Origin of the sequence: Paenibacillus sp. FSL R7-0198 (assembly GCF_038000415.1) — a bacterium.
Lineage (GTDB): Bacteria > Bacillota > Bacilli > Paenibacillales > Paenibacillaceae > Paenibacillus.
Genome location: NZ_JBBOCB010000001.1, coordinates 1,558,782 through 1,585,066, shown reverse-complemented (window position 1 = coordinate 1,585,066; position 26,285 = coordinate 1,558,782). Strand labels below are relative to the sequence as shown.

Sequence of the window (26,285 nt, the reverse complement as noted above, 5' to 3'; positions counted from 1 at the left end):
CGCCTTTTTAGTGGTTCAGTGTTTTTTGTGAAATCCATGGATTTATGCTACGAAGAACGACAGCAATTTGTGGGAGCATTTCGGTATATTCTGAGCGAACTTGCGGAAAGATAGCATGGCGAGAATGATATGCATAGCTGATATGCGAGAAATTAGGGAAGCAGGTGAAGCGGATGACCGAGAAAAATATTTTGGCGTACTTTCACAGCCCGGAACAGGCTCAAGGGGCAGCCAAAAAACTGGAGGCATTGCGAGTGGAGGACCTGTCAATTAATCGATTCAGCCGATATGCGGGTGTAGGACCAAGCGGGGCTTCCTACAAGCCGGGCGTTTCCGGCAGTTTTTCATCATGGGTGCCCGATTCGATGCAAACGAATGCCAGTGCTGGAATCATGGCTGCGGCGGACCCTTCTGCAAGCGGCATGAGTGATGGTGGACAGGGTGGACCTACAGGAAGGGATGTATTACTAACCGTCATCGTAGATGAATCGGTACATCACCGTGCTATGTCTATTATCGAACAAGCCGGTGGATTGATCTAGTTTCAAGAAATATATATTTAGACCAGCAATATAAGATTCAATCTAAACATTTACACAATAACGGAGAGGACAGAAAAAACCTGAAGAAGCGAAGCGTTCGCCTAAAAGCTTTCGCAAGAAAGCTACTTCGGAAGCATACGCTATCCCCGGATTTTCCCTTTGAAGAAGGGAATTAAAAAAAATCTGGGGATAACAGCGATCGGAAGGTTGTTCTGTCATCGGAGTGTCAGTGTAAATACGATTTAGTTGAACTTATACAATTTGAAGGAGGAGCATTACAATGGCAGAGCATGAACGTCCAGGCAAGATTTTAACCAAAACGGAAAAGATGAAACGTATGCAATCCGCGAAAAATGAGGACGTGGAATTCAGCGCTGAAGCTGCGGATCATGAAGATATCGAAGCACTACGCCGCAGTGAAGCGGCTGATCGACGTCAGGGACGGGAGCTGCATGACTGAAGATCGCTCGGCGGTGACCCTCGAAGCTGTTTTTACAAGCTGGACTGAGGCGGAGTCTGCACGCAGAGCCCTGGAATTGTTGCACCCGAACCAATTGAGTATCGAGAGCCTTGGCAATGAAGCGTCTGCATTGGACTCACACGATGTTACGAGCTCAGATAATTCTCCTACAGCCGTCGTTGGAGGATTTAGTGGCGAACTGAATGTACTCGCCTTGATCAGTGATGAAACAGAAATGTTGTCCAATGGTCAGGTGTATGATACACCCAAAGAGGTCTCGGCAAACAGGCTAAAACAAGAAATTTTGCTGACCGTGTCCGTATCCAACGATTCGCTCCCGCAAGCCGCAGAGATGATCACACAGAATGGTGGGCGTTTTTGTTAAGTGAGATTCGAATTATGCAAAATACTGAAGTAAACGAAACAGATATGGATGAATAGATGACAGGATATTCGAGCAGTCAGGCTGCGGATATCCTGTTTTGTTTTTCTTTTACTGATGCGGCTTTGTGCTCTGGCTAGCTTGTGTAGTACAATAGTTGGGATGTTTGAAAAATGAGGAGGAAAAACCAAGTATGTTATGGCATGAACTAACAATACATACCACAGAAGAAGCTGTGGAGATGATTTCGAATTTTTTACATGAAGCGGGTGCTGGAGGGGTTTCGATTGAAGAGTCCGGTACTTTAAATAAAAAACGGGACACAACATATGGTGAGTTATACGACGTTCCTTTGAATGATATTCCGGAAGGCTTTGCGGTCATCAAAGGGTACTTCTCCGAAGGTACGGATATGGTTGCACTACAGTCAGAAGTTAATCCGAGAATCGAGGAACTCTCTGAATTTGGAATTGATACAGGTGAGGTTCGTTATGAGACGCGTACAGTGGATGAAAATGACTGGGCAACAGCCTGGAAACAATATTTCAAGCCAGTACGTGTATCGGAGCGTCTGACCATTAAACCAACGTGGGAAGAGTATACACCAGAAAGTCCGGATGAGAAAATTATTGAGCTTGACCCAGGCATGGCTTTTGGTACAGGAACACATCCAACGACCTCCCTCTGCTTGCGTACACTGGAAACGGTTGTTCAGGGCGGCGAGGAAGTTATTGACGTAGGTACAGGTTCTGGGATTTTGGCTATAGGAGCGATAAAACTTGGTGCAAAACATGTACTGGCGCTTGATCTTGATCCGGTTGCGGTAATCAGTGCCAGGGAGAATGTGGAACTGAACGGGCTGGAGCAACAAATTACGGTTAAAGAGAGTGATCTGTTGTCCGTCCTCGGGAGTCAGGACCCTGCGCTTGGTGTGCAACTGCCAGTTAAGGTTGTCGTGGCGAACATTCTGGCTGAGATCATTTTGTTGTTCGTAGACGATGTTTATAATGCGCTTGAGTCTGGTGGGACCTATATTGTATCCGGAATTTGGAAAAACAAAGAGCAGGTTGTACATGATGCACTGGTAGCCTCCGGGTTTGAAGTGAGTGCGATCCACCGTGATGAGGATTGGCTGGCGTTTGTAGCCAGAAAGGGGTAACGTATGGACTTTTGGAATTCGTTCTTTCGTTATCCGATCGATCAGCTTCCGTTTTTCCTGCTGACCATCCTGATCGCATTTACGGTGCATGAATTCTCGCATGCGTATTTTGCCAACAAATTCGGTGATCCGACAGCCAAGCTGTTGGGTCGGGTCACGCTGAATCCGGTTGTACACTTTGACTTGTTTGGTGTGCTGTTGCTCATTATTGCCGGCTTTGGTTGGGCACGTCCAGTTCCGGTTAATCGTGCTAACTTCGACAAACCTAGATTGATGGGCATCATCGTATCCGCAGCAGGGCCTCTGAGCAATCTGTTGCTCGCGATCATCGGTACAATCATCTATGCTTCACTGGTTGGTTCGGGAGCACTCGGCGGCATTGATAATGAGCGGTTGCTGACAGCAATCACAACGTTTTTCGCTATTTTTAACTTAACCAACTTTTTCCTGTTCCTGTTTAACTTGATTCCGTTGCCCCCGCTTGATGGTTATCGGATTCTGGAAGATGTAGTGCCACCTTCAATCAGCCGCAAGCTGCAAGGGGTGGAGCAATGGTCCATTTTTATCTTCTTATTGATTCTTGTTATACCTCCGTTGCAAAATGTGACGATTCAACCTTTGTATGAGTTTGCGCAAACGATGTATGTGGATCTGGCAAAGCTGGTTATTGAATTATATCGCTAAAAGCGTAGCGTGTTTTGGGCTGATATACTGGTCAGAAACACGTAAAAGTTGTATGATCATCTGTGGCGATTGGATTCACGCCTGTCATCAGGCGGGGTGAATTCCAGTCATAACAGGACAGAATGGGTGGATTGACTAATGCAGCGATATTTTGTATCTGCAGAACAGTTTAGTGAACACGCTGTGATCATCACAGGTGATGATGCACGCCATATCGGCAAGGTCATGCGTGGTAAACCTGGAGATAAACTGATTGTCAGTGACGGAAACTCCAGAGAAGCACTCGTGGAAATTGAGACTATTGAAGTTGGCCAAGTGACAGCCAATATTGTCGAACCTCTCGAGATGGACCATGAAGCACGGATTCGTGTAACCGTGGCACAGAGTTTGCCCAAGGGCGACAAGATGGAAACAGTCATCCAGAGATGTACTGAGATTGGGGCGGTATCATTTGTACCCTTCCTGTCAGAACGTACGATTGTGCAATATGATGCCAAGAAAGAAGGCAAACGGTTAGAGCGGTGGCGGAAAATCGCCAAGGAAGCTGCCGAACAGAGTCACCGGAATCGTATTCCATCTGTCGAGCAGCCGCTTTCCTGGAAAGGGCTGTTATCTTCTTTTGAGGGCTATAGCCTGGTATGTTATTGTTATGAGAAAGAAAACGGTAAACAGCTGAGAGATGCACTGAAACCGTTTGTAGAGCAGCTTGCACCTGATGCAAGTGTAGAAGTTTTGATCGTGGTTGGACCGGAAGGTGGATTTTCTGAGAAGGAGACGGCAGAGGCTGATGAGGCAGGTGCTGTATCTGTTGGACTGGGCAAACGCATTTTGCGTGCTGAGACAGCTGGAATGGCAGCACTAACTTGCGTGCTATATGAATCCGGAGAAATGGGAGGAATGTAATTATGCCATCCGTGGCGTTTTACACCTTAGGCTGCAAAGTTAATTTCTATGATACAGAGGCGATTTGGCAATTGTTCAAAAACGAAGGTTACGATCAAGTGGACTTTGATGAACAGACAGCGGATGTATACTTGATTAATACTTGTACAGTAACCAATACCGGCGACAAAAAGAGCCGTCAAATTATTCGTCGTGCCATTCGGCGCAACCCGGAGGCGATTGTGGCCGTTACAGGCTGCTACGCGCAGACTTCTCCGGCAGAGATTCTGGACATCCCAGGGGTGGATCTGGTTATCGGTACACAAGACCGTGACAAGATTTTGCCATATGTTAATGAAATTCAGGAGTCGCGTCAACCGGTTAATGCGGTGCGTAATATTATGAAAACCCGTGTGTTTGAAGAAATGGACGTACCGGATTTTGCTGACCGTACCCGCGCATTTCTGAAAATCCAGGATGGATGCAATAACTTCTGTACATTCTGCATTATTCCATGGTCTCGTGGTCTCTCGCGCAGCCGTGAGGCGAACAGCATTATTCAACAGGCTCATCAACTCGTACACGCCGGATACAAGGAGATTGTTCTGACCGGTATTCATACAGGTGGGTATGGCGATGACATGGAAAACTATGATCTGACCGACCTGCTGTGGGATTTGGATAAGGTAGAAGGTTTGGAGCGTATTCGAATCAGCTCGATTGAAGCCAGTCAGATCGATGACCGCATGCTCGACGTGATCAAACGTTCGGACAAACTTGTTCGTCACTTCCATATTCCGCTGCAAGCGGGTGATGATACGGTGTTGAAACGTATGCGCCGTAAGTATACGACAGAAGAGTTTTACAACAAAATGCTTCGCATTCGGGAAGCAATGCCGGATGTAGCGATTACAACAGACATCATTGTTGGATTTCCAGGTGAGACGGATGAGATGTACCGTAATGGCTATGAGTTGATGCGTAAGATCGGTTTTTCCGAAATGCACGTATTCCCTTATTCCAAGCGTACGGGTACACCAGCAGCACGGATGGAAGATCAGGTGGACGAAGAAGTCAAAAATGCACGTGTGCATGAACTGATTGATTTGTCCGAGCAGATGCAGCTGGAGTACGCTAAGCAGTTTGTTGGACAGGTACTGGATGTTATTCCCGAAGGTGAAGCCAAGGGCCGCGAGGGAAGTGGCAAGCTGCACGGTTATAGCGACAACTACATTCAACTGGTCTTTGACGGAACCATGGATATGGTCGGTAAAGTGTGCCGGGTCAAAGTGGTTGAAGCTGGCGTCAACGAGAGTCAGGCTACGCTGGTACGTGTGTTGGAAGAGAATCTTAAGTCCGCCGCGATGTGATCGAGGCGTCAGAAACAAGGATTTCATTTCCTTGGGGAGCTTACCCGGGGAGATGAGGTCCTTCTTTTGCAAAAAATAAGATAAAGATATCGAAGTTGATGGGGGAGAGCACGATGAACAAAAAAGAAATTTCAGCAGGCGGAGTTGTTTATAGAACAGGGGAAGACGGACGTCTTCAAATTCAGCTTATCGTAGATCGTTATGGTAAAACAACTCTCGCCAAGGGCAAAATGGAAGAGGGAGAAACAATCGAACAGACGGCACTGCGCGAGATTTTGGAAGAGACAGGTATGGTGGGTCGCATTGTAGAGCCGGTTGATATCATTGCTTATACGTACCAACATGCAGATTTTGGCCCGGTGGACAAGGAAGTTCATTATTATCTCGTTGAAGCCGAGAGTGGTGATCTACAGCCTCAGATTGAAGAAATTAAGGGTGTGGATTGGTATGCTCCAGAAGAAGCATGGTCCAGACAGCAGCAGAACGGATATGATAATAACGATGATATCTTGCGTGTAGCCCTGAACAAGTTAGGCATTAACGTATAACGCATTATTGTTCGAGTCAGTTACCCGCGCGTTCTGTGGGTCTGATAGGCAGATCATCAAGCCACGGGTGACTTCGCCGCTGGGGCGTGGACCGGTGGTTTTTTGTGCCAGATTGGCAAGTAACAGAACGGTAAAGCAAGCAGTGAACTGGTGATGTTAAAAAGGGTCTGGGCATGCGCAATCTGTGCCCCGTTGTCCGCTGACAGCCAGGCCGAAGCTGCATGCAGCTGGCCGATCAGCGGCATAAACAGCAGCGCTCCCGCAATGTTTAATACAACATGGGAGGCTGCGACAAATTTGCCTGCGGATGCTCCGCCCGCGGCAGCGATCACGGCAGTGATGCAGGTCCCCACGTTGGACCCGATCACAATGGCGATGCCGATCTCCACAGGCAGTACCCCTGTGGCTGCGAGCGTAATCGCCATGCTAATGACAGCTGCGCTGCTGTGAATGAGCGCTGTCAGACAGGCACCTGCCAGGAAGCCCCACCACAAGCTGTCGGCCGAGCGGTCGAGAAACCATTGAAATACGCCCATGCTCCGCAAGGGTAAGGCAATGGATTGCATTACCTGAATGCCTGTCATAACAAGTGCAAATCCCGCAGCTGCGAGGAAGCTGTACTGGATGTTAAACAGTGTCCGGCGCGTGCGTTCAGGAGCGGCCAGATTGCGTTCACCAAGGACAACAAACATGGCCCAGCCCGTAAGCGACAGGACAAGCAGCGGCAGGGAAGCACGTCCGATCTGTAATCCCACCAGCTCCGTCGTCAGACATGTCCCGATGTTGGTACCGAGGATGATGCCGAGTGTGCGTCCATAGGTAATTAATCTGGCATTAGCCAGTCCAATGGTGAGCACGGTGACCGCAGTACTGCTCTGTAACAAGGCCGTTGCACCTGCACTGAAGGCCATGCCTTTCCATGGAGCAGAGGTGGCGCGATTGAGCCAACCTGCCAACATGGGCCCTGCCATGCGCTGCAAGGCCGTCTCCATCAGCTTCATGCCACCAAAAAAGATAATAAGCCCATAGAGTAGGGGCAATATCACATCTCTAAACATAGAAATATCATTCCTTCCGTCCGGTTCCTTAACTCATCCTATGAGTAAGAAAAGACAACCATGACAAGCCTAAAGGAATTCAGAGGGAAGCGACCTAATTTCCGTCCCCTAATTCGAAAGATACGGTGATTCGTGCAAACGTAGTGGAGGGGACAAAATCGAATCTTAAGAAGCGAAGCGCTCGCCTTTGTCTCCGGATTTTCCCTTTTAAGAAAGGGGATTAAAAAAAATCTGGAGACAACAGCGATCGAAAGATCGATTCGAACCCGGAACGCCACTCATACAGCGCTCAAAGTAACACCTTAGCGCCGATTGCTCTCAATTGCTGCACCCCAATTCGAAAGATACGGTGATTCGTGCAAACGTAGTGGAGGGGACGAAATCGAATCTGAAGAAGCGAAGCGTGCGCCTTTGCCTCCGGATTTTCCCTTTAAAAAAGGGAATCAAAAAAATCTGGAGACAACAGCGATCGGAAGATCGATTCGTAACCGAAACGCCACCTACGCGCCGCACCAAACCTATCTTTTCAACTAACTATGAAAGAAGTGGATCTACCTTGCCATCAGTTACACTCGAACGCAGTCGCAAAAAGCGGCTTGAACATGCACATCCATGGATATTTAACAATGAAATTGCCTCTGTTGATGGAAACCCGGAGCCGGGAGATCTGGTCAATGTATTGAATCATCAAGGTCGCTATCTGGCGACAGGATATTACAATCCCGCATCCCAGATCACGGTAAGGGTTGTAGCTTATCAACCCTTGGAGTCCGAACAGATGGATACGGCGTTCTTTGCAGCACGTTTCCGTGATTGCTTGCGTCATCGGGAACGTTTTATCCAGGATGGCGAGGCGTACCGTCTCGTTTATGGGGAAGCTGATTTTCTGCCAGGATTGATCGTTGATCGATTCGGCAGTATCCTCGTTGTACAGTTGCTTACACTTGGCATGGATCGTTGCCGTGAAGCCATCGTACAGGCACTCATTGAAGTAATGCAGCCAGAAGGCATATATGAGCGCAGCGATGTCTCGATTCGTGAACTGGAAGGTTTGGAGCAGACCAAAGGTCCACTGTACGGAGATTGCCCGCGACATGTCACCGTTACAGAGAATGGACTACTCATTAAAGTGGACATCGTAGAAGGACAGAAGACAGGTTACTTCTTCGACCAACGTGAGAATCGTGCAGCGATCGAACCGCTCATGAAGGGTTGGGGCTACAAGAGTGGAATTACACTCCAAACGACTGAGCAGGACGGCACAGAGCAGCTCTTGCCTATGAATAAAAGCGGTAAGGTAGTTACATTCCCTTATTGGGATGGTGCCACTGTACTGGAGTGCTTCTCACACACAGGCAGCTTCACGTTAAATGCTTGCAAGTATGGAGCCAAAAAAGTGACTTGTCTTGATATTTCGGAGCATGCCATTGAGAGTGCACGAACAAATGTGGAGCTGAACGGTTTCACCGACCGGGTCGAATTTGTAGTTGCTGATGCATTCCAGTACTTGCGTGAACAAGTGAAAGGACTGGATGAACGTACCGCACGTGCACGTGCAGGCGAACAGAAAGTGGATACATCCAAAGCGCTGGCAGCTGGCGGTAAAACATTTGATGTCGTCATCCTCGATCCTCCTGCATTTGCCAAAACGAAATCAGCAGTTAAAGGTGCATGCCGTGGATATAAAGATATCAACCTGCAAGGAATGAAACTGGTTAATGAGGGCGGATATTTGGTAACAGCCAGCTGTTCGTATCACATGCGTCCAGATCTCTTCCTAGATACGATTGCCGATGCAGCGGAAGATGCAGGCAAAGTGCTTCGTTTGATCGACTGGAAAGCAGCCGGTAAGGATCACCCGCAAATTTTGGGCGTGGATGAAGGACATTACCTGAAATTTGCTATTTTCGAAGTACGCAGTAAAAAGAATTAGAAGAGTCTGTTTCATTTTTTTTTTGATCTCTCGTGAGGTAAAGTGAGTTTTAAATAAATGATACTTTCGGTCAAAAGTCCCCAGTGTGAACAGCTGCGGGCTTTTTGCCGTGTTAACGGAGATGATCTCCGGTTTTACCGAATAGTGGCAAACGTATGTTCCGAACCAAGTCAGATATGTTATACTGGGAATTAAAATCTTGTACGTGTGGTTTGGAGGATTAGACATGTCCGTTCGTTTTGTTATTGGCCGGGCAGGCAGCGGTAAAAGCTCGCTGATTACCCGGGAAATTACATCCCTGCTTCAAAAGGAGCCGCAAGGTAAACCTTTAATTTTACTCGTTCCCGAACAGAGTTCTTTTCGAACAGAGCAGGCATTGGTGTCTTCTGGAGCAATTAAAGGTACCATGCGTGCAGAAGTGCTCGGCTTTCGCCGTTTAGCCTATCGTGTAATGCAAGAAGCAGGTGGTTCTGCTCGTATTCCGATCGGAGCCGAAGGAAAAAAAATGCTGCTTTACAAAGTCATCCAGCGCCGTAAGGAAGAATTGAAGCTGTTTGGTGCATCCGGCAGCCAGCTGGGTTTTATAGGCGAATTAAATGATTTATATAGTGAATTTAAACGTTATGAAGTTGATCCATCATTGCTGGAAGAAGGGCTGTCTGGAGGGAATATCTCGTCCACTTCGCCAATTCTGGAGGACAAGTTGCATGACTTGAATCTGATATATCGTGACTATGAACAGGAACTGACCAATTTATATATTGATGATGAAGATACGTTGACCGAGCTGACAGATCGTTTGTCGGAAAGTGCATTGCTGCAGGATGCCCAGATCTGGATTGATGGTTTTCAGGGATTCACGCCACAGGAGATGAGTGTGATCGGTCGGCTAATGTTGCAGTCCTCTTCCGTGACGATTGCACTGACACTCGATCGCCCTTATGATCACGGCGCACTGCCTGGAGAACTGGAACTGTTTTATCCTACGGCAAGTGCCTACGCGCGTCTCAAAGGGATGGCTGACGAACTGGATGTACCGAGCGATATAACCGTGCTAGATTCGGAGATTCCACCGAGATACAAGGATCGTCCGGGACTTGCTCATCTGGAGGCTGGTTTCGACCGCCGAATTCGTTGGAAAAGTGAGGGCCTTGATTCCGGAATCCGACTGGTTGCAGCGGAGAACCGACGAGCTGAGATGGAGGGAGCACTGCGTGAGATGCGGCGTCTAGCGCAAAACGAAGGTGCGCGTTATAGGGACATGGCGGTACTTGTTCGTCAGTTGGATACCTACGCTGATATAGCTGAACCTCTATTCAGGGATTATGACGTACCCGTCTTTCTGGACCGCAGAAGAAATGAACTTCATCATCCATTATCTGAGTTTATCCGTTCTGCACTGGATATTGTTCGGCGTCACTGGCGTTACGAGGATGTATTTCGCTGTGTCAAAACGGATCTGCTGCTTCCACGTGATGGTTCCATCACTCGTGAAGATATGGACCAGCTTGAGAATTATGTGCTGGCTTGTGGTATTCACGGGTATCGCTGGACTGACGGCAAACCATGGAAGTATGTACCAAGCCTGTCGCTGGAAGACAACGGTCAGGATGGCCGTAGTCGAGGACGGGACCAGATGCTTTCTTTAATGGAGAGCTGCCGAACGGTCATTACAGATTCCTTGGGTGTTTTTGAGAAGCGAATGAAAAAGGCAAAGACAGCCAAAGCCCAGTGTGAGGCACTATACAGACTGCTGGAAGATGCTGAGATCGCATGGAAGCTGGAGAATATGTCTGCTGAAGCTAAGGCACAAGGTGACCCCGAACGGTCGAGAGAACATCGGCAGATGTGGGGAGCTGTGCTGGATTTATTGGATCAGATGGTCGATATGATGGGGAATGAACGGCTGGATATCACGCTGTTTGCCGGGATGATTGAGACCGGATTGACCGAACTGAAACTGGGTCTGGTACCACCAGCACTGGATCAGGTATTGGTTGGTTCGATGGATCGTACACGTCTTCAGGACATCAAATATGTATTTATCCTTGGTGCCGTTGATGGTGAATTACCCGCCGTACCTCAGGATGATGGTGTATTAACAGAGCTGGAAAGATCGTTGCTGACGGAAAGAGGTGTGGCGCTTGGACCAGGTGCAACAAGGCAGATGCTGGATGAACGTTTTCTAATCTATACGGCACTTACAGCGGCAAGCAGCCAGTTGTGGCTGAGTTACCCGGTTGCTGATGATGAGGGGAAAACACTTCTTCCTTCCGAGATTGTCCGCCATGTACGGAAAATGTTTGGTTTACAAGAACAGCCGTTGCTCGCTCAACCACCGGTTGCGAACTCGGAAGAAGCGCATTGGTCCTATGTCACCCATCCAGGTCAGAGTCTGTCTACGCTCATTGGACAATTGCGCAAATGGCGCCGTGGAGAAGACATCCCTGAAATGTGGTGGGCGGTCTACAATTGGCATGTATCTCGGGAGACAAGCAGACCTCACCTGGAGCGGTTGATGGGATCGATTTTTTATCGTAATCGGGCATTGCCACTACGGACAGCCACCAGTCGCAGACTGTATGGCACAGAGGTAAGGACGAGTGTCTCGCGAATGGAACGGTTCGTTGCTTGTCCGTTCTCCCATTTTGCTTCACACGGGCTGCGCCTCAAAGAACGGCAATTGTACCGCTTGCAGGCTCCTGATATCGGACAACTTTTTCATGCTGCACTAAGCCAGCTGGCTATGCGGTTGCGTGAAGAAAATCGTAGTTGGGGCAGCTTGACTCCAGACCAATGCCGCCAGGAAGCCGAGCAAACCGTGGAGCAGATTGCACCACAGCTGCAAGGGGAGATTTTGCTCAGCACCAAGCGATATGGTTATATTTTCCGCAAATTGAAGGACATTGTTAGCCGGGCATCCGTTATTCTCGGGGAACAGTCCAGACGTGGAAGTTTTGAACCGATTGGGCTGGAGCTTGATTTTGGACCGGATAAACCGCTGCCCCCACTCCGTTTTGAACTGGAGAACGGCTGTGTGATGGAGATCGTGGGTCGTATTGACCGTGTGGATGTGGCAGAAGGAGAGAATGGTCTGCTCCTGCGTGTCATTGACTATAAATCAAGCCAGACGGACCTCAAGTTACATGAAGTGTACTACGGTCTGTCATTGCAAATGCTCACCTATCTGGAGGTGCTGCTTAGTGCTGCCGAAGAATGGCTTGGGGAAACGGCGATGCCGGGAGGAACGTTGTATTTTCATGTGCATAACCCGCTGTTGCAATCCGCAAACGGCATGACATCAGAGCAGGCAGGACAAGAACTGCTGAAACGGTTCAAAATGAAAGGTTTGCTGCTGGCGGACCGGGACGCAATTGCTCAAATGGACAACACCCTGGATAAGGGGTATTCAGCTATTATTCCAGTTGCTCTTAAGGCGGACGGAAGCTTTTATAGCAGCGCCGCTGTAGCTACGCCAGAGCAATGGGATACGCTGCTTGCTTCAGTCCGCAGTAATATCCGTGAGATTGGTACCCGGATTACGGATGGAGATGTGGCCATTGAGCCTTATCGTATTCAGCAGGAAGTGGCGTGCACGTTCTGTCCGTATAAGCCTGTTTGTCAGTTTGATGAGAATATAGAAGGAAATGAATACAACCTGTTGTCCAAACCGGGCAAACAGCAAATCTGGGATATGTTATCTCACACCAAGGGAGGGGAAACATCATGACGAATATGCCAAAACCGGAGGGTAGCTTCTGGAGTGATGATCAGTGGAGTGCCATCTCGGAAAGCGGAGAAGACATCCTTGTTGCCGCAGCGGCGGGATCAGGCAAGACAGCCGTACTGGTTGAACGAATTATTCGCAAGATCGCAGATCCCTCCCAAGGATACAGTGTGGATCGTTTGCTTGTAGCTACGTTTACCAAAGCCGCCGCCGCCGAGATGAAACAACGGATTCGGGAAGCGTTGGAACGTGCGCTTGAAGAACAGCCTGGAGAAGAGCATCTGCGTAAGCAGCTGTCGTTGCTTGGGCGAGCATCTATCACAACATTGCATTCATTCTGTATGGAAGTCATTCGGCGGTACTATCAGCAAATTCCGTTGAACCCGGCTTTCCGTATCCTGAATGAAAACGAAGCGGAAATCATGCGACAGGAACTGCTCGAAGAACTCTTTGAGGAAAAGTACGGCGAAGAAGATGAAGGGAGTACATTCCGCGAATTGGTGGACTGGTTCAGTGGAGAACGAAACGATGATGCCATGCATCGACTGGTGCAACGATTATATGATTTCTCCCGCAGTCATTCCTGGCCGGATCATTGGCTCTTTGAGATGGCATCCGCTTTTCAGGTGGAAAGTGTAGAGGCGCTTGGACATTCAGCATGGGTTCAGAGTATTTTGCGTGATGCGGCTCTTGCTTTAAGTGGTGCAGCAGGACTGCTTCGTCAAGGCATCCATATTTCCATGCAGCCTGAAGGTCCGGCACCTTATGCAGATACGTTAAAAGAAGACCTGGTGATGGTAGAAGAGCTATTGTCTGCGGTCCAGGTTATGCCATGGGAGAGGTTGCCTGAAGTGTTTCAACCCGCTGCATTTGGCAAACTGAAACCCTGCAAAAAAGATCAGACGGACCCGGCTTTACAGGATCAGGTGAAGGAACTTCGGGAGGCTGCGAAAAAGGCAGTTACCGACCTGAAAGGCTCACTGTTCGGAAGAACTGCGTTTTCGTTCTGGCAGGAGCTGGAGCAGGCGGCACCACTCATGCAGGAGTTGTCAAGGTTGATTAGTACATTTGGAGAACGTTATCGACAGGCCAAACAGGAACGTGGGCAAGTTGACTTCAGTGATCTGGAGCATTACTGTCTTCACATTTTACGACATGAGGATTCAACGCCTGAATTGTCGATGCCTTCCGATGCGGCTATGGAGTACCGTTCGCGATTTGATGAAGTGTTGCTTGATGAATATCAGGACACCAATACGGTTCAAGAAGATATCGTCAAGCTGATCTCCAGAGAAAACCCGGGTAACCGATTCATGGTCGGTGATGTCAAACAGAGTATCTACCGTTTCCGGTTGGCTGAGCCAGGTCTGTTTATGAACAAGTATCGTCAATATGGAGCGAGCACACGTGAGGACGGAAATTTGGAAGATCGTCTGCATCGTACAGGTCAACGTATTGATCTTGCGCGGAATTTCCGCAGTCGAGCAGAAGTCGTGCATTCGGTCAATATGATATTCCGGCAACTCATGAACGAAGGTGTGGCAGAGATTGCTTACGATGAACGAGCTCAACTAGCATATGGGGCTACGTTCCCGTCAGAAACGCTTGGTGATGAGGCGTATACACCTGAACTCATGTTGATTGATCGTCAGGGTGGTGGTCCTGATCTGACAGAGAGTACGGATGAGAATGGGGATGTATCGGTCTCCGCAGAACTGGAGAGTGCCGAACTTGAAACAGCCCAGTTGGAAGCACGGGCGATCGCAAGGCGTATTCGTGAGATGGTTGGGGATACGGAGAAACCTGCTCTCCATGTCTATGATAAAGCCCTGCAAACCATGCGTCCGGCACGTTACGGTGATATGGTCATCTTGCTGCGTTCGACCTTGATGTGGGCTCCGCTCATGATTGAGGAATTCAGACAGCAGGGAATTCCTGCTGGAGGAGAACAGAGCAAGGGTTATTTTCAGGCTACAGAAGTGGAAATCATGATGTCTCTGCTTCAGCTTGTTGATAATCCAAGGCAGGATATTCCGCTCGCTTCCGTGCTTCGTTCCCCGATTGTCGGACTGGATGAAGAAGAACTGGCACAGATTCGGCTCGGTGACAAAAGACAGTCATTCTACGATGCAGTTATATCGGCTGTTGGAGAATGGGGCGATTCCTCCACTCATGCCGTACAACAATCCCGGCAGGATAATCATCCTGATACCAATATCGTCCAGTTACAGTGGCCGGAAGCCTGGTCAGAGATGGAACTGGGACAGCGGGAGACAGCAGCTTCAGTCGAGGCAGAGATCCTGGATGATGTCTATGAATCCGATGTGCCTACATTGCATACAGATGGATTGCAAGATGCTGGTGTTGCGGGACATGCAAGTGAGGATTTGGGCATAACGGAGATCTCAGGCTCGGAGTTACAGCAAAAGTTAATTCGCTTTATGCGTCAATTGCAGCAGTGGAGACTTGAGGCAAGACAAGGCAGTCTAAGTGAACTGATCTGGCGTATGTATCGGGAAACCGGGTATTTGGACTGGGTTGGAGGTCTTCCTGGAGGACTGCAACGTCAAAGTAATCTTAAGGCATTGTATGATCGCGCACGACAATATGAGGAATCAACTGCAAATCGCGGTTTGTTCCGTTTCCTGACCTATGTCTCAAGATTGCGGGAAAACGGGGGAGACCTCGGGACTGTAGCAGGTAGTTCTGGTGAGCAGGACAACGCCGTACGTATCATGACGATTCACCGGAGTAAGGGTTTGGAGTTTCCGATTGTCTTTGTTGGTGGCATATCCAAGATGTTTAATCAACAGGATCTGAACGCACCGTTTCTAATGCATAAGGAACTGGGATTTGGTCCGAGGTTTGTGGATCGTGAGAACCGGGTTGCCTATCCTACATTAGCCAATCTGGCGATTCGTCGTCGTGCGCAATTTGAACTGCTTGCTGAAGAGATGCGTGTGTTGTACGTTGCATTGACCCGCCCCAAAGAGAAAATGATTCTGCTGGGTACCGTAAAAGATGCCGCGAAAAAAGCGCTGGCGTGGTCTCAGGTCAAGGACAGCCCTGAATTGGCATTGCCAGACTATCTGCTTGCTGCAGGACGGAGCTACCTGGACTGGATTGGACCATCCCTGATGAGACATCCAGATGCGGCTGTGCTGCGTGAACTTGCTGGAAGCAATGATTCGTTCTCAACCTGTCTTGCAGATGATCAATCACGATGGGAGATTTCTATTATTTCCGCCGATCAGGTATCCCGTGATCATGTGGTGGATCAGACACTCGGAGAAGAAGACGGGATGACTGAGGTGCGGAAAGAACGACTTGCTGCACTACAAGCGGTTCAGCCTGTGAAGTTGGTACCATCCTCAACCGTAGAAGAGCTGATGAAGAGTGTACAAGATACGGCTAACCAAAACATTGAAGATGCAGGTACAGATACAGTAGCCCTTCAAGAAGAAGAGACACGCCTGATTCGCGAAGTTGATCAACGGCTTTCGTGGACATATCCCTATGAAGCTGCAACTCAAGTGGCAGCCAGTACATCTGTCACGGAGTTGAAAACGTTACTTGCGATGCAGGATATCCAGTCCGTAGAGGTCATGGAGGAACTGGGAGAGCAGTCCGAGGCATTATTGGATTACAACATGCCAGGAATCAATCACACCAAAGATGAAGCAAGCCATGTACTACGTGGCATATCCAGTGAATTGAACGAGCATGAGACTGGATCAAGGTTAGATTCAAACGGTACGGTGAACGTTCCGGATGCGGGATCTGCGGGTACGTCTTTCAAATTGCATCTGCGTCGTCCCAAGTTTATGAGAGAGAAACAACTGACAGGAGCAGAACGGGGGAACGTGTATCATACGTTGATGCAGCATCTTCCTATAGATGGAACAGCCATTGATTCACAACTTATTGAGCAGACCATTCAGCGATTGGTGGAGCTCCAGATTTTGCTGTCCCATCATGCGGAGGTTATCGAACCGGAAGAGCTGGTCGGATTTTTCGATACAGAACCAGGGAAAGAGCTGTTGCGTGCAGCTTGGGTGAAACGGGAGATTCCGTTTGTGTATGGACTTCCAGCACATCAGTCCCCTGCGGAGTGGTTACATGAACGGGCAGCGAACTCAGATATGATTAAGATAAATGAAGATAGCAAACTGCAAGCATCAATTGAAGATGAAACCGTGCTTGTACAGGGGATTATCGATTGTCTGTATGAGGTGGACGGTGAGCTTGTCTTGCTCGATTACAAGACGGATCGTGTGTTGGAGCATCGTGGTGGTTTGGATGAACTCACCAAAAATTATAGCTTCCAGCTGGATCTATATGGACGGGCTATCGAAGATATATTAGGTCGGAAAGTTGCCCGGAAATGGCTGTACTTTTTTGATGGTGGACATGCAGTGGAATTATAAAAGAGCTGGATCGGAATTTAAAACCATGGATTTCATATGGGAGAGGGGTGGAACGGAAGATGCGTATTTTGCATACAGGGGACTGGCATTTGGGAAAAACGCTGGAGGGACGAAGCCGACTGCGTGAACAGGAAGATTTCGTTGATGAACTCGTCAGACTGGCGGATGAGCAGCAGGCGGATGCCATATTGATGGCCGGGGATGTGTATGATTCGGTGAATCCTCCCGCAGCGGCGGAGCAGCTTTTTTACGAGGCGGCAGCGCGTCTGACAGCACATGGAAGGCCTCTTGTGGTGATTGCAGGGAATCATGATCAGCCAGAGCGTGTAGCTTCTGTAACGCCACTTGTGAACAGACAGGGCATCACACTCGTAGGGATGCCTACTTCAGAAGCGGTGACCATCCATGCAAAGCGAACCGGAGAGACTGGACAGATTGCGGCATTACCTTATCCTTCTGAAGCCAGATTGAATGAATTGCTGACAACGGATGGGGACGAAAATGTACTTCGTCAGGCATACAGTCAACGGGTGGGGATGTTAATGCAGCGTCTGGCAGCTTCTTTTCGCCCGGATACCGTGAACTTGGCCATGAGCCATATCTATGTGCTCGGCGGACTTGAGAGTGATTCGGAACGTCCGATTCAGATCGGTGGGGCTTACACGGTGGACCCTTCATCTCTAGCGACTGGTGCGCAATACACGGCGCTTGGGCATCTTCATCGTGCACAGGCTGTCAAAGGGGATGGTGTGATTCGATATAGCGGTTCTCCTCTCGCCTACAGCTTCTCGGAAGCGGGGCAGAGCAAGTCTGTCACGATGGTTGATCTGGCACCGGGTGGAGCAGCACAGGTAGAGGAAGTTTTGTTAACATCCGGGCGTCCGCTTGTGCGTTGGCAGGCGCGTGGTGGTCTGGCAGAAGTATATCGCTGGCTGGATGAGGGACGTGATCCGCAGGCTTTTATCGACATGGAAGTGTGGCTGGACGAGGCGATGTCTCTGAAGGAGATTCAGCAGCTGCGAAAATCACATGAAGGTATCATCCATATTCGCCCGGTGTATCCCGAGATGGCTGCAGCAGGACTTTTGGAGCAACGATCCGAGTTACCTGTACATGAACTGTTCCGTAAATTCTATCAGCGTCAGACCGGTGGCGCACAACCGGAAGACAGTCTGGTACAGCTTTTCCTGGAACTTGTCGATGAAGATGAGCCGGGTGTGCGTGAGGAGGTTGAGGAAAGATGAAGCCGATTCTATTAAAAGTTGCCGGACTGCAAAGTTATCGGGAGATGCAGGAGATTGATTTTACCGTGCTGACAGAGACGGGGCTATTCGGTATTTTCGGTCCAACGGGTAGTGGTAAATCTTCCTTGCTCGATGCCATCACACTCGCCATGTACGGAAAAGTGGAACGCGCTGTGAACGGGACGCAAGGCATTATGAATCATGCAGAGGATTCGTTGTCGGTTGCTTTTACATTTGAACTGATGTCGGCGGAAGGCACTCGAAGGTTCAGGGTAGAACGACGTTTCAAACGAAATAATGAAGTGTCGGTGAGTAACACGATCAGCAAATTCATAGAGACTGTTAATGGCGAAGAACAGGTACTTGCCGACAAATTGGCAGATGTGAATCGTTGTGTTGAAGATGTGATCGGTTTGAAGATGGATGATTTTACACGGGCAGTGGTGCTTCCGCAAGGAAAGTTTGCCGAGTTTTTGTCACTCAAAGGCAGTGAACGTCGCCAGATGTTGCAACGATTATTCCATCTGGAGAAGTATGGGGACCAGTTGGCTATCAAATTAAGCCGGCGGGTCAAGGATAATGATATGGTTCACCAATCTCTTGCTGCGGAGCAACAGGGACTGGGCAATGCCAGCAAGGAGACGCTGGAAGAAACGAAACGTCTTCTTCAAACCGCTGTTCAGCAGTCTGAATTGTCCCGCAAAGCGCTGGATGAAGCTGCGAAGGAAGCTGAACAACTGGGCAAAATTCGTGAGTTAAGTAACGAACGGCAGGCCAGGACGGATGAACAGCAGAAGCTGAAAGCACTGGAACCACAGATAGAGGCAGGCGAACAACGGCTGAAACAATCCGTTGCGGCAGATACAATACTGCCTGCGTTGCAGACGGTTCGAGATGCCGCAGCTACACAGAAGCAGCGGCAGGATACCGCCGAGACAGCTCATCAGCAAGCACTGGAACATGAGCGTCTGGCTGTTCAGGAAGCGGATAAGGCCGAGACGGCACGCAAGCAAATGACGGAGGAAGAACCGAAACTTTTGCTGCGCCTGGAGCAACTCGAACAAGCAAAAGAGCTGCAACGAGAACGGGACGGGCTTCAGGCCGATTGCTCGCGCCTCACGCAGCTGCTGGAACAGGGGCAGGGCGAACAGACTGCGCTGGGACAGCAGCTTGAGAAAGAAAAGGAGCTGCAACAGCGCGGACGCAAACGGCGTGAGGAACTACAGGAGAGCCTCAAGCCAAATGAAGTGAAGTCAGAGGAACGCAGGCAACTTCAAGCTGCGCTTGAACTGAAACATCGTGTGGATACTGCCGCGGAGCAGTTGCAGCAAAATAAGGCTGACATGCAAGCCTATAAGCAGTCGGCAGAACAGGGAGCCAACAAGCTGAAGGCGGCGGCTGAGGAAGAAAAACGCCTGAGTGATCAGCGTCAGCATCTGGTGGAACAGGCGTCAGCAGGTCTTGAGGCCTTGCTTGCCTGTGAGCAGGATATTAGCCGCGAACAAAGCATGCTGGTCCTTGCGGAGGAACAGCTGCGTGGCACAATGCGCGAGCAGGAGTTGCACCGGCTGTCCTCCGCCTTGCGCGCCGAGCTGCGTGACGGCGAGCCATGCCCGGTGTGCGGCTCGCCGCATCACCCGCTCCCGGCTGCGCCGCCGGGAGAAGGTCCGCACGCAGGCGATGCGGACCTGGAACTGCTGCGCAGCCTGCACGCTGAGCTGCAGGAGCTGCGCTTTGGGCTGCGCCAGCAGCTGCACGAACGTCGCAGCCTGCTGACGCAGCTTGGCGCTGCGGCCGGCGAAGCTCCGGCCGCAGCCGAGGCCGCGCCTGCGGCAGCGGAGCCCGAGCCCGCCGGGGCGCCCGAACACGGGCGCTCCCCGGCAGGCTGGGCATCGCGTGCCGCTGCGCTGCGCGAAGCCGCGCAGGCGCTGGCTGCCGCAGCAGCGCCGCTCCAGGCCGAAGCCGCCGCGTTGCAGCAGGCGGCTGTAGGCGCGCAGCAGCGCCGCATGGAAGCGGCAGCTGCGCAAGAGGCCGGCCGTGCCGGGCTCGCCCAGGCGGAGCGCAAGCTGGCCGAAAGCGAGGCCACAGCGGCTGCCTTGCAGAGCCGCTGGGCCGCGGAACTGCCGGGCATCGCACAGGAGGAGGCCAAGGCCCTCTATCAGGCGATGCAGGAGCGCGATGCGCGCGCCGAAGACATCAAGGAACGTCTGAACAAAAGCGTGACGTTCCTTGAGGAAAAAGACCAGATCATCCAATCTCTCCAGCAGAAGCTGGTTGAATTGGATAAACAACTGATTCAGTGGCAAACGGAGTGGCAGGGCAATAGCAAACAGCTGGCCGAGAAGGAAGAACGTTTACGCCAGTGGGTAGGGGAGCAGCGGGTAGAGGATCTGATTGCTGCGGCTCAGGCTCGTCTGGATGGACTGCGGAAAGCAGCTACAGACTTGGCACAACGCTTCAAAGAAGCGGACACGCTGAAGCAGGAATCAGCCAAGAAAGACGTTATGGCTCAGCAGGCAGCCGCCTCGGCCACAGAACATCTGCAGCAGGCACAGGAACGGTGGAAGCAATTGCTGGAACAATCCCCGTTTGACTCGGATGATGCTGTTGTATCCGCGGCGATTCCTTCCCAGGAAGCAGAGCGACTGGCAGGGGAGATCCAGCAGCACCGTGAACGTGAGCGTGAACTGGCATCCCAGTTGCGTGAATTGGAACAAAAGCTGGCTGGAGCTGTCGTATCGGAGGAACAGTGGTTAGCCTGCACCGAACGTTTGCAGCAGGTCCGAATTGAGGACGAGGCTGCCCTTCGTGCTAAAGCACGTGCAGAACGTGATCTGGAGGATGTGGAGCAGCGACATGTTCGCTGGACCGAACTTGAGAACAAGCGGGTGGAGGTAAGCCGTCAAGGCGAACTGCTCAGCAAACTGCAATCCGCGTTCAGAGGTAATGCTTTTGTTGAGTATATTGCCGAAGAACAACTGATGCAGGTTAGCCATGCGGCATCTCAGCGTCTGCGCTTTCTGACCAAACAGCGTTATTCACTGGAGGTGGATTCCGGTGGTGGTTTTGTAATCTGTGATGATGCCAACGGGGGAGTCAAACGACCGGTATCAACGTTGTCAGGTGGCGAGACATTTTTGACTTCGTTGTCACTGGCCTTGGCACTGTCGGCCCAGATTCAGCTGCGAGGTCAGTACCCACTTCAATTCTTCTTCCTGGATGAAGGGTTTGGTACTCTTGACCCTGAACTGTTGGATACCGTCATTACGTCTCTGGAAAAATTGCATGACGACCGATTGGCTGTTGGTGTAATCAGTCACGTGCCTGAACTGCGTGCACGCTTGCCGCGCAAACTTGTGGTGATTCCGGCAGGTGAGGCCGGAAACGGCTCACGTGTGGTCTTGGAGACCCTGTAGAGGGCAATGTGTAAGCAATATAGATCATAGAAGCGCCTCTAATAGTCCAAGCAAAATGAATATTAGAGGTTGTTCAAAAAGTCCGCTTTTGATTACGAATGGTGCCTGGCGGCATCATCAACATCGAATATGGAATTCAGCTGAAATAAGTAGGGGCTTACGGAGGTTTTTTCCTTCGGAAACATTGCAGTTGCTCACGTAGCTCTATCTATGCTCCGCTACTCCATTTCTAGCTTTATCCCGTCTTTTTGGTACTGAAAACCGCCCTTTTTAAACACGCACTATTACGGAATATCATTTTTGTAAAAATATTTCTTTTCTTGCTTTTATAACTTAGCGGAGTGAGTTACATCACAGATACAGGTTCATCCCGCTGTTATACTACAGTTAAGCCGACAAACTTTATTTAAGTACCCCGGCGGACATCTGATCAGGACGTTTCCTGAATAGATGTCCGCGCAGCAGACTTCCAAGGAAGCCGCTCACGGGGTGCTTCTTTTTTTGTGTTTTCTCGTCAGTAGTGTCAATTCGCCCAGTTCTGAATACCATGAAAAGGTGATCAAGAGCAGAATCAGGGAGGCGTTGGCAAGTGGAAAAAGTGGAAGCGAAGAAAATATGCAAGGAACACATGCACCGTTATGTATGTGTACAGATGAATGACGGTATGCACTACGATGGCATTATGGAAAATGTGGATGACGAAATGATCTACCTGGCTGTTCCCGTTGGACCGGAAGCCATGGTGAATCATGCGAACTGGGCTCCAAATGCAATGCCGGGAGCAAACTATCCGATAGGTCATACTCGCGGATTTTACCCAGGATACGGGTACCCTACTCCTTATCCGTATTATGGTTATGGCCGCAGACGTTTTAACCGACTGGTGCTCCCGTTATTTGCGCTTACAGCGTTAACTCTTTTACCGTACTATTGAAATTAGAAAAAACAGTCATAACTGCAAGTGACACATTCTTATGTACCCTATGGGCATCCTATGAAAATCCTCGAAAAATAACTAGCTGAGGATGGATGTTTCATTCATGGTACCGTACAGCATGAAACAGAGAGGTCTTATCACATACAGAGTCTCAGCCTGATGTATCGCAACAGTCATTGCAATACAACTGGCAACATACGAACATCCAAAAAGGTCATGCCTGTGCAGAAGCGAACTTCTGTAAGGCATGACCTTTTTTTGAGCCTAATTAGTGTAAGGTTGAGGATGAACAGATAGTATATAGCTTGTATTCAAACCTTGCTGAAAGCAGAAGCAGGTCTAAACGTGTCGCAGCAGAGGCATACCACATCCATACCACATCCTGAATATGTGAGAACGTTCCTAAGTGCGAGCAAACGATCAAGACATAAAGCTTTAATTCTTTATCCCGATAAAAATCTTCGCTTAGGGTGGAATCGCTGCTGTTCTCTTGCCCACGGTTAAAGGAGCGGAGCATGGTGTGCGAGCGCTGACGAATCTGAGGCATCTTATTCAAGGTTTTGAAGCGCCCGCCAAAATTTTAAGGAATCTGAGACACGTTATAACCGTATAAAGAGCCGTTTTCAGCATTTTTTGAGGTTATTTTGGGAAATAACGTGCCTGTTGTTCCTTATAATTTCCAATGAGGGCCTGAACATCAAATAAGACTTCCTGTGTTCCTTAGAAAATCTTCGACTACCCATTCACGAGTATCAGCCAGCACGGACTTCAAAATGCCCTTAACCTAATGCAGATTTCAAATCCTCAAGTAAATCCTCAACATCCTCGATCCCAACGGAGATACGAATCAAACCATCCGTGATCCCCAATTCTTGCCGCCGTTCATACGGAATGGAAGCATGTGTCATTCGGGCAGGTACAGAGATTAAACTTTCCACCGCGCCCAGACTTTCAGCCAATGTGAAATAACGAACTTTGCTTAACACGTCATCTACTTTTTCAGCACTGCCTACATCAAAGGAAACCATGCCGCCATATCCTCTCGCTTGCGTGGAAGCGAGCTTGTGCTGCGGATGGTCGGGCAACCCGGGATAATAAACTTTGCTCACTGTTGGATGCTGATTCAAAAATGTCACAAGCTGCTCTGTATTGCGTTCCTGCGCTTCCATCCGCAATCCCAATGTTTTAAGACCTCGCATTAACAACCAGGAATCCATGGGTCCCAGGACTGCGCCGATTGCATTTTGGATAAAATGAAGATCTTCTCCAAGTTGCTCGCTGTTAACAACCGCAAGTCCTGCCACGACATCACTATGACCACCGATATATTTTGTTGCAGAATGCAGCACAATATCTGCCCCCAGAGCCAGCGGGGTCTGCCAATAAGGCGTACTAAACGTGTTATCCACGATGAACAGCAATTCATGTTGTTTCGACCACTTCGCTACAGCAGCAATATCGGTGACCTTGAGTAACGGATTGGTAGGTGTTTCTACATAAATGGCCTTTGTATTGGATTGCAAAGCCTGCTCCATTGCTTGTAGTGAGGTGGTATCTACAAAGGTAGACTCGATCCCTAGACGATTTAGCACCTTGGTGAAAATGCGGTAAGTCCCGCCGTATACGTCATCCGTCAGAATGACGTGATCTCCAGTTTTCAACAGAGACAGTACAGCGTGAATTGCAGCCATGCCCGAACTAAAAGCAAAACCTCGAACGCCATCCTCCAGCTCTTTAATGACTTCTTCCAACGCATGACGGGTAGGGTTGCCTGTACGTGAATACTCGTATCCTTTGTGTACGCCAACCGATTCCTGCTCATACGTGCTTACTTGATAGATCGGTACACTCACTGCTCCAGTGTGTGGATCACCAACAATACCTGCATGAATCAGCTTGGTTTTTGGTCTCATTTCATTGCCCTCCATTATAGATATTTTGGCTTAAATATCGTTCGCTGCTATCCGGGAAAATAACGACGATGTTACTTCCGGGAGGTGCGTGAACAGCTTCGTTTAATGAGGCTTGCATAGCTGCACCTGAGGAACTTCCTACCAGTAAGCCTTCCAACAAGGCTAGATCCTTGACCCGCTCAAAGGCATCTTCATCTGAGATCGTATGAATGGCATCAAAGTAACTCACATCCATAAAAGAAGATAACGTTTCGACCCCTATTCCTTCTGTGCGATGTGGTCCCGATGGACCTCCTGCGAGAATCGAACCTTCGGGTTCTACGATACATGTTTTAATTAACGGGTTTTGCTCCTTCAAATAGCGAGACACTCCCATGAAAGTTCCGCCAGACCCGGCTCCGGCGATATATACATCCACCTGCCCGTTCAGATCACGCCAAATCTCAGGGCCCAGATGTTCATAATGTGCGAGTGGGTTATCCGCATTGGAGAACTGACCTGGAATATACGAACCCGGTATTTCTTTCGCCAGCGATTCCGCCTTGCGTATGGCACCAGTGATTCCTTCGGATGTGGGTGTGTTGACGACCGTAGCACCAAGGGCTTTCATCAACTGCTGCTTCTCAACGCTGAACTTCTGAGGTACCGTGAAAATGACCTTTAAATTTAGGCCTACAGCCGCCATTGCAAGACCAATTCCTGTGTTGCCTGCGGTAGCTTCAATCACTGTTCCACCTGGCTTAACATCTCCTCTTGCCAAGGCCTTCTCCAATAAAAACTTGCCGATCCGGTCTTTCACACTTCCTCCGGGATTCATGAATTCCAGTTTGGCGAACAGGCGGATTCCTTCCGGTAATGGATAACGAGTTAATTCAAGCAAAGGTGTATTACCTATAAGTTCCTGTACATGTTGATAAACGGTCAAATTAACCAATCTCCTTTTGTGTGTCATTAACCATACATATTTGTTTAATTGAGAAAAGTGCGTGATAAAACCATATTTCGATAAAATGGCTTGGTATACATCCAATGTTGTATAGTGTTCGGCTCGATGATAGATGGAGAGTTGACCTAGAATACCTGGTTGTGTGTCTAGAGATTGGACGTGGGTTTTTACTTTTAGTATGATAGAGGGGAATACATACACTGGAATACAAAGGAGGGTATGAACTATGGATTGCTTATTTTGCAAAATTGTAGAGGGCAGCATTCCCTCCAATAAAGTACTGGAGAATGACCATGTTATCGTTTTTCATGACATCCAGCCCGCTGCACCGACACATGTTCTTGTCATTCCGAAGAAACATATTGCTTCCATGAATGAAGTTACTGCAGAAGATCTGCCATTGATCGGCGAGATTCATCTGGCTGCTCAAGAAGCGGCGAAGCGTCTTGGCGTGGAGGAAACAGGATATCGATTAATCAACAATTGTGGTAAGGATGGAGAACAAACCGTTCATCATCTGCATTACCACTTGTTGGGTGGTACCAGACTTGGCGTGTTGACAAGTCTGTCCGATTCTCACAAATAAACGAGCTGATGGGTACTACTATTGAGGATTTAGTCATATGCATTAAATCCATGAATGTGTGACCAAATGCT

General features: G+C 49.3%; 18 protein-coding genes. 15 read left to right on the top strand and 3 right to left on the bottom strand.

Annotation, left to right across the window (positions count from 1 at the left end; genetic code table 11):
• Nucleotides 1-173: 173 nt before the first annotated feature.
• The 8 genes from MKY87_RS06780 to MKY87_RS06745 all read left to right on the top strand — a co-directional run bounded on the left by MKY87_RS06780 (nucleotide 174) and on the right by MKY87_RS06745 (nucleotide 6,027).
• Nucleotides 174-542 (top strand): hypothetical protein, encoded by a 369-nt coding sequence (locus MKY87_RS06780; RefSeq protein WP_338588005.1) that lies wholly within the window; start codon nucleotides 174-176, stop codon nucleotides 540-542.
• Between the two features lie 280 nt (nucleotides 543-822).
• On the top strand, nucleotides 823-1,002 hold the full coding sequence (locus MKY87_RS06775; protein WP_017687220.1) for a YfhD family protein: 180 nt from the start codon (nucleotides 823-825) through the stop codon (nucleotides 1,000-1,002).
• Nucleotides 995-1,387, top strand: a complete 393-nt coding sequence (locus MKY87_RS06770; protein WP_339790136.1) for a hypothetical protein — start codon at nucleotides 995-997, stop codon at nucleotides 1,385-1,387. The genes MKY87_RS06775 and MKY87_RS06770 overlap by 8 nt, the downstream gene beginning before the upstream one ends.
• A gap of 190 nt (nucleotides 1,388-1,577) precedes the next feature.
• Entirely contained in the window at nucleotides 1,578-2,543 is a 966-nt protein-coding gene (gene prmA, locus MKY87_RS06765) for a 50S ribosomal protein L11 methyltransferase (RefSeq protein ID WP_338588004.1), read from the top strand.
• A 3-nt stretch (nucleotides 2,544-2,546) separates the two neighbouring features.
• Nucleotides 2,547-3,227 (top strand): site-2 protease family protein, encoded by a 681-nt coding sequence (locus MKY87_RS06760; protein WP_074095894.1) that lies wholly within the window; start codon nucleotides 2,547-2,549, stop codon nucleotides 3,225-3,227.
• 138 nt (nucleotides 3,228-3,365) lie between these two features.
• Nucleotides 3,366-4,130 carry an RsmE family RNA methyltransferase gene (locus tag MKY87_RS06755; RefSeq protein WP_339790139.1) on the top strand — a complete coding sequence of 255 codons (765 nt, stop codon included), beginning with the start codon at nucleotides 3,366-3,368 and terminating at the stop codon, nucleotides 4,128-4,130.
• Nucleotides 4,131-4,132: 2 nt separating this feature from the next.
• Nucleotides 4,133-5,479: a tRNA (N(6)-L-threonylcarbamoyladenosine(37)-C(2))-methylthiotransferase MtaB gene (mtaB, locus tag MKY87_RS06750; protein WP_289389895.1), complete on the top strand. Its 1,347-nt coding sequence runs from the start codon at nucleotides 4,133-4,135 to the stop codon at nucleotides 5,477-5,479.
• A gap of 113 nt (nucleotides 5,480-5,592) precedes the next feature.
• Nucleotides 5,593-6,027, top strand: coding sequence for an NUDIX hydrolase (locus MKY87_RS06745; RefSeq protein ID WP_339790142.1), 435 nt, complete (start codon nucleotides 5,593-5,595; stop codon nucleotides 6,025-6,027).
• 56 nt (nucleotides 6,028-6,083) lie between these two features.
• Here MKY87_RS06745 and MKY87_RS06740 read toward each other — a convergent pair whose 3' ends face one another.
• Nucleotides 6,084-7,085 carry a Na/Pi cotransporter family protein gene (locus MKY87_RS06740; RefSeq protein WP_315937168.1) on the bottom strand — a complete coding sequence of 334 codons (1,002 nt, stop codon included), beginning with the start codon at nucleotides 7,083-7,085 and terminating at the stop codon, nucleotides 6,084-6,086.
• A 556-nt stretch (nucleotides 7,086-7,641) separates the two neighbouring features.
• Here MKY87_RS06740 and MKY87_RS06735 point away from each other — a divergent pair.
• From MKY87_RS06735 to MKY87_RS06710, 6 genes are all read left to right on the top strand, one after another.
• A complete protein-coding gene (locus tag MKY87_RS06735) occupies nucleotides 7,642-9,018 on the top strand; it encodes a class I SAM-dependent rRNA methyltransferase (RefSeq protein ID WP_339790145.1) in 1,377 nt (458 codons plus the stop codon).
• A gap of 226 nt (nucleotides 9,019-9,244) precedes the next feature.
• Nucleotides 9,245-12,748 carry a helicase-exonuclease AddAB subunit AddB gene (gene addB / locus MKY87_RS06730; RefSeq protein ID WP_340963454.1) on the top strand — a complete coding sequence of 1,168 codons (3,504 nt, stop codon included), beginning with the start codon at nucleotides 9,245-9,247 and terminating at the stop codon, nucleotides 12,746-12,748.
• The gene (addA, locus tag MKY87_RS06725; protein WP_340963452.1) at nucleotides 12,745-17,172 is read left to right on the top strand and encodes a helicase-exonuclease AddAB subunit AddA; all 4,428 of its coding nucleotides are present in this window, start codon (nucleotides 12,745-12,747) and stop codon (nucleotides 17,170-17,172) included. Before addB ends, addA begins: the two co-directional genes overlap by 4 nt.
• Nucleotides 17,173-17,231: 59 nt before the next feature.
• Nucleotides 17,232-18,416, top strand: a complete 1,185-nt coding sequence (locus tag MKY87_RS06720; RefSeq protein ID WP_340963450.1) for an exonuclease SbcCD subunit D — start codon at nucleotides 17,232-17,234, stop codon at nucleotides 18,414-18,416.
• Entirely contained in the window at nucleotides 18,413-21,832 is a 3,420-nt protein-coding gene (locus MKY87_RS06715; RefSeq protein WP_340963448.1) for an SMC family ATPase, read from the top strand. Before MKY87_RS06720 ends, MKY87_RS06715 begins: the two co-directional genes overlap by 4 nt.
• 589 nt (nucleotides 21,833-22,421) lie before the next feature.
• Complete coding sequence (locus tag MKY87_RS06710) at nucleotides 22,422-22,766, top strand: hypothetical protein (protein ID WP_036674796.1); 345 nt, start codon at nucleotides 22,422-22,424, stop codon at nucleotides 22,764-22,766.
• 782 nt (nucleotides 22,767-23,548) lie between these two features.
• Here the strand turns inward: MKY87_RS06710 and MKY87_RS06705 are convergent.
• Complete coding sequence (locus tag MKY87_RS06705) at nucleotides 23,549-24,682, bottom strand: bifunctional cystathionine gamma-lyase/homocysteine desulfhydrase (protein ID WP_339790159.1); 1,134 nt, start codon at nucleotides 24,680-24,682, stop codon at nucleotides 23,549-23,551.
• 1 nt (nucleotide 24,683) lies between these two features.
• Nucleotides 24,684-25,634: a PLP-dependent cysteine synthase family protein gene (locus MKY87_RS06700; RefSeq protein WP_445669411.1), complete on the bottom strand. Its 951-nt coding sequence runs from the start codon at nucleotides 25,632-25,634 to the stop codon at nucleotides 24,684-24,686.
• Nucleotides 25,635-25,854: 220 nt separating this feature from the next.
• Between MKY87_RS06700 and MKY87_RS06695 the strand changes: the two genes are divergently transcribed.
• Complete coding sequence (locus MKY87_RS06695) at nucleotides 25,855-26,214, top strand: histidine triad nucleotide-binding protein (RefSeq protein ID WP_024628477.1); 360 nt, start codon at nucleotides 25,855-25,857, stop codon at nucleotides 26,212-26,214.
• Nucleotides 26,215-26,285 lie beyond the last annotated feature (71 nt).

What these genes read in the sequence shown, in the direction of transcription:
- MKY87_RS06775 (WP_017687220.1), top strand. Translation starts at nt 823, where the DNA reads ATGGCAGAGCATGAACGTCCAGGCAAGATTTTAACCAAAACGGAAAAG.
- addB (WP_340963454.1), top strand. Translation starts at nt 9,245, where the DNA reads ATGTCCGTTCGTTTTGTTATTGGCCGGGCAGGCAGCGGTAAAAGCTCG.
- MKY87_RS06760 (WP_074095894.1), top strand. Translation starts at nt 2,547, where the DNA reads ATGGACTTTTGGAATTCGTTCTTTCGTTATCCGATCGATCAGCTTCCG.
- MKY87_RS06740 (WP_315937168.1), bottom strand. Translation starts at nt 7,085, where the DNA reads ATGTTTAGAGATGTGATATTGCCCCTACTCTATGGGCTTATTATCTTT.
- MKY87_RS06770 (WP_339790136.1), top strand. Translation starts at nt 995, where the DNA reads ATGACTGAAGATCGCTCGGCGGTGACCCTCGAAGCTGTTTTTACAAGC.
- MKY87_RS06715 (WP_340963448.1), top strand. Translation starts at nt 18,413, where the DNA reads ATGAAGCCGATTCTATTAAAAGTTGCCGGACTGCAAAGTTATCGGGAG.
- MKY87_RS06745 (WP_339790142.1), top strand. Translation starts at nt 5,593, where the DNA reads ATGAACAAAAAAGAAATTTCAGCAGGCGGAGTTGTTTATAGAACAGGG.
- prmA (WP_338588004.1), top strand. Translation starts at nt 1,578, where the DNA reads ATGTTATGGCATGAACTAACAATACATACCACAGAAGAAGCTGTGGAG.
- MKY87_RS06700 (WP_445669411.1), bottom strand. Translation starts at nt 25,634, where the DNA reads ATGACACACAAAAGGAGATTGGTTAATTTGACCGTTTATCAACATGTA.
- MKY87_RS06755 (WP_339790139.1), top strand. Translation starts at nt 3,366, where the DNA reads ATGCAGCGATATTTTGTATCTGCAGAACAGTTTAGTGAACACGCTGTG.
- addA (WP_340963452.1), top strand. Translation starts at nt 12,745, where the DNA reads ATGACGAATATGCCAAAACCGGAGGGTAGCTTCTGGAGTGATGATCAG.
- MKY87_RS06720 (WP_340963450.1), top strand. Translation starts at nt 17,232, where the DNA reads ATGCGTATTTTGCATACAGGGGACTGGCATTTGGGAAAAACGCTGGAG.
- MKY87_RS06780 (WP_338588005.1), top strand. Translation starts at nt 174, where the DNA reads ATGACCGAGAAAAATATTTTGGCGTACTTTCACAGCCCGGAACAGGCT.
- MKY87_RS06695 (WP_024628477.1), top strand. Translation starts at nt 25,855, where the DNA reads ATGGATTGCTTATTTTGCAAAATTGTAGAGGGCAGCATTCCCTCCAAT.
- MKY87_RS06705 (WP_339790159.1), bottom strand. Translation starts at nt 24,682, where the DNA reads ATGAGACCAAAAACCAAGCTGATTCATGCAGGTATTGTTGGTGATCCA.
- mtaB (WP_289389895.1), top strand. Translation starts at nt 4,133, where the DNA reads ATGCCATCCGTGGCGTTTTACACCTTAGGCTGCAAAGTTAATTTCTAT.